This window comes from Micromonospora sp. CNZ309 (assembly GCF_002846525.1).
In genome coordinates, this window is the sequence record NZ_PJNG01000001.1 from 1,080,675 (window position 1) to 1,092,268 (window position 11,594).

The 11,594-nt window shown below is 73.7% G+C and carries 10 protein-coding genes; 6 read left to right on the forward strand and 4 right to left on the reverse strand.

Going from position 1 to position 11,594, the window contains the following annotated elements; genetic code table 11:
* Positions 1-414: 414 nt before the first annotated feature.
* Positions 415-1,272, forward strand: coding sequence for an SIR2 family NAD-dependent protein deacylase (locus tag CLT72_RS04175; RefSeq protein WP_199184473.1), 858 nt, complete (start codon positions 415-417; stop codon positions 1,270-1,272).
* 70 nt (positions 1,273-1,342) lie between these two features.
* Here the strand turns inward: CLT72_RS04175 and CLT72_RS04180 are convergent, their stop codons facing one another.
* The gene (locus tag CLT72_RS04180) at positions 1,343-2,293 is read right to left on the reverse strand and encodes a tetratricopeptide repeat protein (protein ID WP_101409591.1); all 951 of its coding nucleotides are present in this window, start codon (positions 2,291-2,293) and stop codon (positions 1,343-1,345) included.
* 187 nt (positions 2,294-2,480) lie between these two features.
* Between CLT72_RS04180 and CLT72_RS04185 the strand changes: the two genes are divergently transcribed.
* The 3 genes from CLT72_RS04185 (at position 2,481) to CLT72_RS04195 (ending at position 6,076) form a co-directional block, all read left to right on the forward strand.
* Entirely contained in the window at positions 2,481-3,074 is a 594-nt protein-coding gene (locus tag CLT72_RS04185) for an STAS domain-containing protein (RefSeq protein ID WP_101409592.1), read from the forward strand.
* 104 nt (positions 3,075-3,178) lie between these two features.
* A complete protein-coding gene (locus CLT72_RS04190) occupies positions 3,179-4,774 on the forward strand; it encodes a glycoside hydrolase family 64 protein (RefSeq protein ID WP_101409593.1) in 1,596 nt (531 codons plus the stop codon).
* Between the two features lie 165 nt (positions 4,775-4,939).
* Positions 4,940-6,076, forward strand: a complete 1,137-nt coding sequence (locus CLT72_RS04195; RefSeq protein ID WP_101409594.1) for a CaiB/BaiF CoA transferase family protein — start codon at positions 4,940-4,942, stop codon at positions 6,074-6,076.
* A 135-nt stretch (positions 6,077-6,211) separates the two neighbouring features.
* On the opposite strand, the gene CLT72_RS04200 is transcribed toward CLT72_RS04195, so the two are convergent.
* On the reverse strand, positions 6,212-7,549 hold the full coding sequence (locus CLT72_RS04200; RefSeq protein ID WP_101409595.1) for a carbohydrate-binding protein: 1,338 nt from the start codon (positions 7,547-7,549) through the stop codon (positions 6,212-6,214).
* Positions 7,550-7,749: 200 nt separating this feature from the next.
* On the opposite strand from CLT72_RS04200, the gene CLT72_RS04205 reads away from it, so the two are divergent.
* Positions 7,750-8,109, forward strand: a complete 360-nt coding sequence (locus tag CLT72_RS04205) for a hypothetical protein (protein ID WP_144082175.1) — start codon at positions 7,750-7,752, stop codon at positions 8,107-8,109.
* A 51-nt stretch (positions 8,110-8,160) separates the two neighbouring features.
* Here CLT72_RS04205 and CLT72_RS04210 read toward each other — a convergent pair whose 3' ends face one another.
* Together CLT72_RS04210 and CLT72_RS04215 are read right to left on the reverse strand one after the other, a co-directional pair.
* Positions 8,161-10,029, reverse strand: coding sequence for an adenylyl cyclase (locus CLT72_RS04210; protein ID WP_101409597.1), 1,869 nt, complete (start codon positions 10,027-10,029; stop codon positions 8,161-8,163).
* Positions 10,030-10,325: 296 nt separating this feature from the next.
* A complete protein-coding gene (locus CLT72_RS04215) occupies positions 10,326-10,547 on the reverse strand; it encodes a DUF1905 domain-containing protein (RefSeq protein WP_101414926.1) in 222 nt (73 codons plus the stop codon).
* Positions 10,548-10,549: 2 nt separating this feature from the next.
* On the opposite strand from CLT72_RS04215, the gene CLT72_RS04220 reads away from it, so the two are divergent.
* Positions 10,550-11,401, forward strand: a complete 852-nt coding sequence (locus CLT72_RS04220; protein WP_199184474.1) for an ATP-grasp domain-containing protein — start codon at positions 10,550-10,552, stop codon at positions 11,399-11,401.
* The last annotated feature ends 193 nt before the right edge of the window (positions 11,402-11,594 follow it).

The window sequence follows — 11,594 nt, forward strand, 5'->3', positions numbered from 1 at the left end:
CACACCAGCCTCCGTCCGGCGCGGTGGGATTCCCATTTCCGTTGTCCGTGGCGGCAATTTCCCCGGCGCAGGCGACAACGGGCAGGTCGGCCTGTCCGGCCGGTTCTCCGGGCCGCCTCTGGCGCGGGGGTCCGCGGGTGACGTACGCCGGGCAAGTGAGCAAGGAAGAATAAATTCGCCGACGCGCCCGTTCCATTCGCGGATCGCGGCGCGCCGTCGCGCGGCGGGACAGCCGGTGGCGTACGGACGGCGGGACGGGCCGCACCGGCCCACCGGCGGTGGGGGCCGGCGACCCGCTCGTCGGGCGGGTCCGACGGGCCGCCCCGCGCATCCCCGCCGGGCGGTCCCGGACGCCGCACTGGTCTTGCGGCGCGGTACGTGACGGAAGGGGCGGGTCCGGTGGGGGAGCGGTCGGTGCGCGAGGCCGCGGCGCTGTTGGCGCAGGCGCGGCGCGTCGTGGTCTTCACCGGCGCGGGCATCTCCGCCGAAAGCGGCGTGCCGACCTTCCGCGACGCCCTCACCGGCCTGTGGCGCAGCTTCGACGCGCGGCGGCTCGCCACGCCGGACGCCTTCCGCGACGATCCCGCCCTGGTCTGGGGCTGGTACGAGTGGCGGCGCGCCACGGCGGGGCGGGCCCGCCCGAACGCCGGTCACGTGGCCGTGGCGGCCATCGAGGCTCGCGTCCCCCACGCGGTCGTCGTGACGCAGAACGTCGACGACCTGCACGAGCGCGCCGGCTCCGTCGCACCCATCCACCTGCACGGAAGCCTGTCCGCGCCGCGCTGCTCGGCCTGCGCCCGCCCCGCGCCGCTGCCCGCCGAGCCGCCGCTGCCCGACGCGACGTCCCTATCCGCCGAGGCACCGCCGCTGTCCGGCGGGGCAACGCTGCGCGCCGAGCCGCCGCTGCCCAGCGGGACGCCCGACGAGCACGGTGACGGTCGCCGCGTGGCGCCGCCCCGGTGCGCGCACTGCGCGGGCCCCGTCCGGCCCGGGGTGGTGTGGTTCGGTGAGGCGTTGCCGAGCGCCGCGTTGGAGGCCGCCGTCGAGGCGGCGTCCGCATGCGACCTGCTGCTGACCGTGGGCACCTCGGGACTGGTGTATCCCGCCGCCGAGATCCCCCGGGTGGCCGCCCGGTTCGGCGCCCCGGTGGTGCAGGTCAACCCGGAGGAGACGCCCCTGGACGCCGTGGCCGACGTGAACCTGCGCGGCCCGGCCGCCCAGGTGCTTCCCGCCCTCGTGCGCGCCGCCTGGGGCGCCGCCGACCCGGCCTGACGGCGCGCGGCGAGGCTCGGGCGGCCGTCGAGGCGGAGGACCTGGCCCCGGGGTGGCCGAGGCCGTCGGGTCAGGAGGGGCGGCGCATGCCGAGCTGGTCCAGCCAGCCGTCCACGTCGAACCCCTGCTCCTCGGCCTGGTCGAGCCACCGGGCGGCGCGGGCCGGGTCGGTGGGCACGCCGGAGCCGAGCAGACACATCACCCCAAGGGTGGCCGCCGCCCGCGCGTTCCCGGCCGTCGCCGCCCGCTCGTACCAGCCGGCGGCGACGGCCTCGTCCCGGGGGAAGCCCCGGCCGCTGGCGTGCCCGGCCGCGACGTTGTACAGGGCGCGGGGGTGCTCCCGCTCGGCGGCGTGCAGCAGCCACTGCCGCGCCACCGCCTCGTCGCGCGGCACCATGTCCCCGGTGTCGTACAGGACGTGCAGCTCGAACATCGCGTCGGCGTTGCCGGCCTCGGCGGCCTGCCGGTGGTACGCGACCGCCGCCTCGCCCTCGCCCAGCAGGTAGTGCACGATGCCGGACCAGTAGCGTGCCTCCCCGGTCGGGTCGTCGGCGCGCAGCGGCTCCAGCAGTGTCAGCGCGTACCGCCCGACCCGGCCCACGGCCTCCCGGCCGACGGCGGCGAACAGGTACGCGCCCTGGCGGTTGCCCTGCCCGGCGGCCTCGGCGAAGCAGCGCAGGGCCGCGTCCAGGACGTCGTTCCCGCTGGTGGCGAACGGGTGCGGCGACGGCCACGCCGGCGGCTGCCCGATCGGCAGGTCGAGCAGCCGACGCCCCAGGGGCACCCACGCGTCGGTCCGGCCGGCCCGCGCGGCGGCCAGGTAGCCCCGGACCAGCACCTCGTACGCCCGGATCGGCAGGATCCCGATCATCACGTCCCCGCGGACGATCCGGCCGTCGATCTCACGGCACAACCCTTCGAGGTGCGCGGCGTCGAGCGGCTCGGCGGCCGTCACCCGCTCGGTCTCGGCGAGCAACGTGTCGCCGGGAGCGGACGAGGCGGTGGCAGGCGTCAAGGTCACGGCGCCACCCTACTGTCGGCGCTCACGCGCCCCGGGCCCGCCCGGGCCGGAGTTGTCACACAACCGTCATCCGCCCGAAGGGTGACCGCGAACCGCGCCCGGCAGGTTGTGGACCGAACGGCAGCGCCCGCGCGTGAACGCGCGGCGGCGACGCCGTACGGATGGGCGGAAGGAAGGGACCGGCACGATGAGCGTCGTCCGGGGTGACGAGCACACGACTCTGATCTGCGACGTCTGCGGCGAGACGGTCGTGGAGGCGGCGGGCGGCCCGAGCGACGTGGTCTGGGAACTCGTGTCCGAGCACGACTGGACCGGCTCGCCGCTCGCCGACGGCCCGCACCGCTGCGCCCACTGCACCCTGCTGGCGGGCTCCGGAGAGGCGAGCGCGGGCGGCCCGGGGCCGGGGCCGGGCGGGATCCTCGGCATCGACCATCGCGGCGACGCGACCGTCATCACCTGCGCCGGAGACATCGACGTCGACGGTGCGGGCACCCTGCGTACGGCCCTGCTGCACGCCACCGACATGGGTGGGCACGTCATCGTCGACCTGACCAACGTCCGGCTGATCGACTCCACCGGGCTGGGCCTGCTCGTCGGCGCCCACCGGGACTGCGCCGCGCGGGGCGCCACGCTCAGCCTGGCCGCGCCGTCGCCGTTCCTGCGGACCGTCCTGCGGACCCTGCGCCTGGACGAGGTGCTCCCGGCGTACGACAGTCTTGGCGAGGCGGTCGCCCGGGTGACCGGCGCCGAATGGACCGGGGCGCCGGGGCGCCGGCTCTGATCCCGGCCACCCATCGGCGTACTTCTATTGACAGGAGGGCACGTCGGTCGGACTCTGAGAGAGCGCTCTCTCAGCTGTCCACCACCCCCTGAGGAGGAGTACGCGTGAAGCTCCGAAGAAGGCTGCTCGCTGTCGTGTCCGCGCTGGTCGCCGCCGTCCCGGTGACCGTCGCGGCGTCCCCCGCCCACGCCGTCGGCCCCGCGCTGCTGCCCGTCACGATCACCAACAGCACCGGTCGGGGCGAGGCCGTCCACCTGTACGTTATCGGCGTGCAGCTCTCCAGCGGCCGCCTCGGCTACGTCAACCAGGGCGGCACCTTCGTCCCGTGGTCGGGCGGGCAGCTCCCGCCGTCGCCCGCCCCGGACGCCTCGATCCCCGGCCCCGGCAACGACGGCAGCACCATCATCCGGTTCCCGCGCGGCTTCTCCGGCCGCGTCTACTTCTCCTTCGGCGAGAAGCTCAGGTTCTTCCTCACCCCGGACGGGTTGGTGCAACCCGCGCCCTGGGCGGCCGGCGACGCCAACCGCGACATCCTGTTCGACTGGAGCGAGTTCACCTACAACGACGCCGGACTGTGGCTCAACAGCTCGCAGGTCGACATGTTCGCGGTGCCGCACGCGGTCACGGTGACCGGCGCCAACGGCGTCACCAAGCGCACCGGTGACGTCGTGGCGGGCGGCCGCAACGCGATCATCGAGGGCATCCGGTCGCAGCCGGGCTGGGCCAACACCGTGCACACCCGCTCCGACGGGACCGTGCTGCGGGTGCTCGCACCCGGCAAGGCAGCCGGCGCCGGGCTGTTCAGCGCCACCTACCTGGACTCCTACATCGCGTGGGCGTGGAACGCGTACACGACCAGGACGCTGACTGTGGTGCCCTTCGCCGATCAGCCGAACACCCGCTACTTCGGGCGGACCTCCGGCAACGTCATGACCTTCACCAACGGCGCCGGGCAGGTGGTCGCCTCCTTCAACCGGCCCTCTTCGGCGAGCGTCTGGGGCTGCGACGGGGATCTGCCGGCACCCAACGATCCGGTCGTCGGCCCGATCTCCCGGACGCTCTGCGCGGCACTGAACCGGGGCACCCTCGGCACCATCGACACCCAGCCCAGCACCAACCCCGCCGAGTTCTACCGCAACACCCCGACCAACCACTACGCCCGCGTCATCCACGCCAACATGGTCGACGGCAGGGCGTACGCCTTCGCCTTCGACGACGTCGGCGCGTTCGAGTCCCTGGTCCACGACGGCGACCCCCGCGCGGCCGGCGTCGTGCTGAGCCCGTTCGGCGCGGGCGGCGGGCCGGGGAACCCCGGCGGCGCGGTACCCGTGGTGAGCACCTGGAACAACAAGTGCATCGACGTGCCGAGCGCGAACTTCGTCGACCGCGCGCAGTTGCAGATGTGGAACTGCAACGGCACCGACGCGCAGAAGTGGACGTTCACCGGCGACGCCCTGCGCAGCCAGAACGACAAGTGCATGGACGTCGACGGCGGCGCCACCGGCAACGGCGCGATCGTGCAGCTCTACGCGTGCAACGGCACGGGAGCACAGCGGTTCACCCTGAACGCGGCGGGCGAGCTGGTCAACCTCCCGTCCGGCAGGTGCGTCGACATCCGGGACTGGAACGGCGCCGACGGCGCGAAGCTCCAGCTCTGGGACTGCGCGGGCACCGCCAACCAGAAGTGGCGTAAGGGCTGACCGGGCCGGCGGGTGGCGGCGCCCCATCGCCACCCGCCGCCGGGGCGGGCGCCGGCCGCCGCGCCCGCTGTGCCATCGTGGTCCTTCCATCGACGCGCCGGACGTCGGCACCCGGCGGGCGCCACGACGCGCCGGGCATGGCGTCGATGGGGAAGGGGCGCGGCGATGGGGGAGCACAGGTCCGGGCCGCTCAGCGGCGTCCTCGTCGCCGACTTCTCGCGCATCCTCGCCGGCCCGTACGCGACCATGCTCCTCGCCGACCTCGGCGCCGAGGTGATCAAGGTGGAGGGGCCCGGCGGGGACGACACCCGGGCCTGGCTGCCGCCCGTACGGGAGGGGACCTCCACCTACTACCTCGGCGTCAACCGGAACAAGCGTTCCATCGCCCTCGACCTCGCCGACCCCGCCGACCTGGACGTCGCCCGGGAACTCGTCCGCCGCGCCGACGTCATGATCCAGAACTTCCGGCCCGGCGGACTGCGGCGCTTCGGCCTCGACTACGACAGCGTCGTGGCCCTCAACGAGCGGATCGTCTACGCCTCGATCAGCGGTTTCGGCGCCGGTGCCGGCGCCGATCTGCCCGGCTACGACCTGGTGGTGCAGGCCGCGTCCGGCCTGATGAGCCTCACCGGCGAGCCGGACGGGCCGCCCTACAAGGCCGGGGTCGCCGTGTTCGACGTGATCGCCGGCCTGCACGCGGCCCTCGGCATCCTCGCCGCCCTGCACCACCGTGACCGCTGCGGCACCGGCCAGCACGTCGAGGTGGACCTGCTCTCCGCCGCGCTGTCCGGCCTGGTCAACCAGAGCAGCGGCCACGTCGCCGGGGGCGCGACGCCGTTCCGGATGGGCAACGGACACCCGAGCCTGTTCCCGTACGAGCCGCTGCCCACCGCCGACGGCGACCTCGTCGTCATCGCCGGCAACGACGGGCAGTTCCGCAAGCTGTGCCACGTGCTCGGCCTGCCCGGCCTGCCCGACGACCCCCGCTTCGCGCGCAACCAGGACCGCACGGTCAACCGGGAGGCGCTGCGGCCCCTCCTGGTCGCGCGCCTGGCCGAGCGCACCCGCGACGAGTGGTTCCGGGAGCTGCGCGCTGCGGGCGTGCCGTGCAGCCCGATCAACACCGTCGCCGACGGCGTCGACCTGGCCCGGCACCTCGGGCTCGACCCGGTGGTCAGCGCCGGCGGCGTGCCCGGCATCCGCAACCCGATCGGCCTGAACGCCACCCCGCCGCGCTACGACCTGCCGCCGCCGGGGCTCGACGAGCACGGCGACGAGATCCGCGGCTGGTTGGCCGGCTGACGCCGTCCCGTCCGGGTGCCGGACCCCGCCCGTGCGCTCCGGTCGGAGGGCGTCGGTGTACGCCGCCGACCGCCGGCTCACCCCCTCCTCCCGGCAGGGGACGGGCCGGCGGTCGGCGCCCCGGGGGCCTGCGGCTCAGCGGCCCTGGAGGGCCCGGACGTTGTCGCCGAACGTCCAGCCCTTCGACCCGTCCCAGTTCAGCGACCAGGTCATCAGGCCCTTCAGGCCGCCCCGGTAGGTGTTCCACGCCTGGGCCACCGTCGCCGGGGCCATGTGGCCGCCCCCGGCGCCGGGCTGCGCCGGCAGGCCGGGGACCTGCTTGTCGTACGGGACGCGGATGGTGGTGCCCTGGACGACCAGCCCCGCGTTGAGGCAGTCGGTCTGGGCGGTGAAGCCCTGCACGGTCCCGGCCGGGTACGAGTCGCCGGAGCAGCCGTACATGCTGCCGTTGTAGTACTGCATGTTCAGCCACCAGAGCCGGCCGTTGTCGGCGTACCGCTTGATGACCGGCAGGTACGCGCCCCAGATCGAGCCGTAGGTGACGCTGCCGCCGGTGACGTACGCCGTCTCCGGCGCCATGGTGAGGCCGAAGCCCGCCGGCATCTGGGCGAGCACCCCGTCGATGATGCGGATGAGGTTGGCCTGTGACGGGGAGAGCTGCGAGATGTTCCCGCTGCCGGTGAGCCCGGTCTCGATGTCGATGTCGATGCCGTCGAAGTTGTACCGCTTGAGGATCGGTACGACGGTCGCGACGAACCGGTCGGCGACGGCCGCCGAGCTGAGGTCGATCCCGGCGGTCGCGCCACCGATGGACAGCAGGATGGTCAGGCCGGCGGCCTTGGCGCGGCACATCTCGGCGGGGGTGGGCACCTTGACCGTGGCGTCCATGCCGTCCTCCCAGAGCACGGTGCCGTCGGCGCGGATGACCGGGAACGCCGCGTTGATCACGTTGTACCCGTGCGCCGGGATCCGGGGGTCGGTGATCGGGATCCAGCCCAGCGGCGGGTGGACGCCGTTGGCCGCGCCGTCCCAGTTCTCCCAGTAGCCGTGGAGCACCTTGCCGGCCGGCTTCGGCTTGCCGGCGCAGGTGTCCGGGCCGGGTGGGGTGGGCGTCGGGGTCGGCGTCGCGGTGGGGGAGGGCCCGGAGGTGGCGGTCGGGGTGGGCGACGGGGTGCCTCCGCCGTCGCAGGCGCCGAGGTCGCTCCAGAGGGCGGGCGTCGCGGCGGGGTGCCAGCCGGCGCCCAGCGGGGGTGTGTGTGCCACCAGCGCCTGGTAGAGCCGTCCCGCGTGACTGACCCGGCTGCCGACGGCGTAGGCGGTGCCCTCGGCCCAGGCCGGCGCGGCGCAGGCCGCGGCGGCGACGCCGGGGACGCCGGGCTGCGCGGCGGCGCGACCGGCCACGGCGGGCACGGCCAGGGCGGCGGTCATCGCCGCGCCGGCCAGGAGCGCGGGCATCGTACGTCGAAGTCGCATGGCATTCCTCCTCGTCGATGGCGGCAGGCTATCAGTTAACTTTGTTAAACGTAAGCTGCGGAGCGCCGGCGGCGGACGATCGGGATGGCGGGCGGGCGGTAAAACTTTTCGCCGACACTGATGGTTCTCATGGAGCTAATCTCCGAGATTCGATAGCCTGCTGTGGACCCACCCGCCGTCCACCGTGGAGGAGATCGAGCATGCGCAGATTGATGTCGGCGATCGGAGCCGGAGCGATGCTGACCGTGGGGCTGCTCGTCGGCGCCAGCCCGGCGCAGGCCGCGAGCTGCACGCTCGTGCAGTCCGAGATCTACAACGGGGCCAACATCATCGCCTGGTCGCAGGGCCTGCAGGGCTGCTCGGGCGACGTCTACTGGGAGATCCAGTCGGGTGACGCCGGCGGTTGGCAGGTCGCGCAGAGCGGCACCACGCACTACGACGACGAGGTGCAGAGCTACTACGGCGACGTCGAGCTGCCGTGCTACCTGCGGGTCTACGCGAAGTTCGGCACCCAGGAGAAGCTGACCCAGCCCGTACGCAACAACAACTGCGCAGGCTGACGACCGGGCCGGACGGGATGTGCGCCCCGTCCGGCCCGGCCCCGCACTCGGCTACCGCGCGGGGTAGCGGGTGACGTAGACGGGCGCGCCGACCCGCGTCGTGTCGGCCGCCTCGCCGACGCCGTTGACCACGTGGTCGATCGTGCCGGCGCTCAGGTTGACGGTCATGACGTGGTGCAGCCGCACACCCGGGGTGACGGGGACCTCGAAGCCGTTCTCGGTGCGGATCGACGGGTTGTTCTGGTTGAACACGTACACCCCGCCGCCGTGCAGGGTGTGGTGGCGCACCCGGTCGCCGACCTTGTAGCCGGCCCATCCCAGGGTCCTGCCGTTCATCCAGTCGGCCTGCGCCGGCGGGTCGTACGGCAGCTCGTTCTGGTAGAGCACCGTCGTGCCGTGCTCGCCGTTCCAGACCGTGTTGTGGCGCTGGAAGTGCTCGACGAAGAGGCCGGTGGCCGTCACGTGGTCGCCGTTGATGACGGCGCCGTAGCGACCGGTGTTCGTACGCCAGCGGTCGGTGTCGCCGTTGACGCCCTCGGTGAAGCCCTCGACGCCGTGGTCGGCGCGCCACACCCAGGTGTGGTCGATGAGGACGTGGTCGGCGTTGACCTCCAGCGCGGTGTGCGTCCTGCCGACGTGCGGCCCGCCGACGCGGAAGTACACGTCGGAGAGCGTGATCGGGTTGCGCGGGGTGCTGGCGTTGCGGCCGTGCCGGTGCCCGACCCGCAGCAGCACCGGCGACTCGGTGCGACCCGCGTCGACGGTGACCCCGGCGACCACCACGCCGGGTACGCCCGCGACGTCCAGCGGGATCGCGCCGTTCACGGCCGTCAGCGTGGCGTGGCCGATGCCGAGGACCACGGTGTCGGGCCGCCTGACCTCGATGCTGCGGGCGATGTCGTACACGCCGGGGGTCAGCAGCAGGTGCCTGCCGCGGGCGAGTTGGGCGTTGATGACGTGCACCGGGTCGGAGGGCCTGGCGACGAAGAAGTCCCGGATGTCGATGGTGCGGCCCGGCGTCATGCCGTCGGCCCAGGAGACGCCCCGGGTGTCGCGCCGGGCGGCGGGGACCCGTACGTGGTACCTGCCGCGGTCGTCGACGAACAGGTACGGCTTCTCCCTGCTCAGCGGCGTCGTGTCCAGCGTGGTGTAGGGCGGGTCGGGGAAGCCGGCGTCGTCCGGAGCGCCCACCGTGCCCGCGAAGACCTGGTTCCACACGGCGTTGGACCAGCTCTCGACCTCGCTGTTGCGGGTCAGCCACTGCTGCTGGGAGCCGTTGGTGGTGGCGGGCAGCCGGGAGTCGGCGATGAACCCGCCGCTGGCGTACTGGGGGCCGGCGGTGCAGTAGTCCATCAGCGACAGTCCGCCGCCGCTGACGTCGAGGCGGCGCATGGACACCGCCTGGGACACCGCCCAGAAGTTGGCCGAGGCCCGGCAGCCGTCCTGGCCGGTTGCGTCGACGGACAGCGACAGGTTCGACAGGGTGCGCCAGAAGTTGACCAGGGCGATGCAGTTGCCGGTGCCGCCGTCGGCGAGGCAGCGGTTGTAGGCCTCGATCTTGCCGGTGACGGTGACGTCGGTGGGGGAGGCGCCCAGGCCGGAGATTTCGGTGTAGTAGCCGACCCTCGCCTGGAGGGGCTGCGCGGGCGTGCCGTAGCTGCCGGGTTTGAAGAGGTACGCGTGCCGTGCGGTGCCCATCTCGGCGTCGACCTGTCGGGCGTGCGCCGCGTCGAGGGTCGCCTGGATCTCGGCGAGCGGTGTGTCGGGATCGAAGATCGTCACGTTGGGCCCGAAGTCCGGGGCCCCGTGGCGGGCCGGACCAGCGGCGGCCGCCGTGCCGGTCGTGCCGGCGACCGCCGCCAGTACCAGACCGAGCGCGAGCGCGCGGCGCAGCCGCCGTCGCTCGTCGGGGGACTGCATTCTCATGGTGTTCCTCTCCGCCGGCCGGGGCGGGTGCCGGGCGCGGCGACGCGGTGGGGGAAGGCGCTCCGGCGCTGGGTGCGGGTGGGTGCGCCGGTGTCAGGCGGACGGTCGTCGTCGACCTGCCGCCGGGGGCGACGGCGGGGACAGCGCATCCGTGAGAGCGCTCTCTCGCCGCCGCGGGCTTACCTCACGTCGGGATGGAAGGGATGGCATGTTTCTACCCCCTGGGCCCCGCCGGCGCTACTCCTGCGATCAGGAAAGATGGCGTACGCCGTGCGGGTGGAGCCGGGCGTTCAGCCGTCGACGACCAGGCGGACGGTCACCTGGTCGCCCACCGCCAGCCCCTCGGCCCGTCGTACGGCCGCCTTCACCGGCACGAGGTAGCGCCCGTCCTTCGGGAACAGCGAGGTGCGCCAGCCGGTCTGCCCGATCCGCGCCGCGACCGGGTGGGCGACGGACCTACCCGCGCCGTGCGGCGGCACTCGCGTCGTCGGCGTCGATGGGGGAGCATGCACCCGTGCTGTTGCTCGTTCCGGCGGATCCCCTGCGTCCGCGCCACCCGGATGCCCATTTCGCCCCGGAGGCGCACGCCGCCCGGGACGCCGGCGTCGAGGTCGCCGTCGTCGACCACGACGCGTTGGCCCGTGGCGGCGACGTGCCGCGAGCGGTGTCGCGGGTGGCCGGGGAGGGCGTCGCGGTCTACCGGGGCTGGATGCTGCGCAGCGAGCGGTACGCCGCCTTCGCCGACGCGCTGGCCCGTCGGGGTGTCGCCCTGCGGACGACCGGGGAGCAGTACCGGCGCGCCCACGAGTTGCCCGGCTGGTATCCGGGCCTGGCCGAGCTGACGCCGCGCTCGGCGTGGACGGTCGGGACGCGGCGCGCCGACTTCGACCGGGCGCGGCACGCGCTCGGCGGCGGGGCGGCGGTGCTGCGCGACTTCACCAAGTCGATGAAGCACCACTGGCACGAGGCGGCGTTCATCCCGGATCTCGACGACGGCGAGGCCGCCTGGCGGATCGCGAGCCGCTTCGTCGAGCTGCGCGGGGACGATCTCGTGGGCGGCCTGGTGCTGCGCCGGTTCGAGCGGTTCACCGGCGCCGAGGTCCGTACGTGGTGGGTGGACGGCGTCTGCGTCCTGGTCGGCGCCCATCCCGACAGCCCGCACGACACCCCGCCGGAGGCGTTCGATGCGGGGTTGGTCAGCGGGTCGGTGGCGGCGCTGGCACTGCCGTTCGTGACCGTGGACCTGGCCCTGCGTGCCGACGGCGGATGGCGGATCGTCGAGCTCGGCGACGGGCAGGTCAGCGATCGACCGTCCACCATCGAACCGGCCGCCATGGTCGACGTTCTCCGCCGCGGTGTGGACTGATTCCCGAAACTTCCGACGCCCTGGCCGGCTGTGGGAGGGCCATTCGTCCGGGTGAGGCTCCGACGAGGCGGGCGGAGCGGAACGCCAGCGCCGGAAGAATCCGATAATCGGGCGTTGAGGTTCCGGACACCTTCCGATACGGTCCCATGGAAGGGCTTCGATCAACACACGGTGTCGAGGATGCTGACGGCGG

Coding starts and splice junctions, on each gene's coding strand:
- CLT72_RS04195 (WP_101409594.1), top strand. CDS start 4,940: ATGGGGGAGCACAGGTCCGGGCCGCTCAGCGGCGTCCTCGTCGCCGAC.
- CLT72_RS04205 (WP_144082175.1), top strand. CDS start 7,750: ATGCGCAGATTGATGTCGGCGATCGGAGCCGGAGCGATGCTGACCGTG.
- CLT72_RS04185 (WP_101409592.1), top strand. CDS start 2,481: ATGAGCGTCGTCCGGGGTGACGAGCACACGACTCTGATCTGCGACGTC.
- CLT72_RS04210 (WP_101409597.1), bottom strand. CDS start 10,029: ATGCAGTCCCCCGACGAGCGACGGCGGCTGCGCCGCGCGCTCGCGCTC.
- CLT72_RS04200 (WP_101409595.1), bottom strand. CDS start 7,549: ATGCGACTTCGACGTACGATGCCCGCGCTCCTGGCCGGCGCGGCGATG.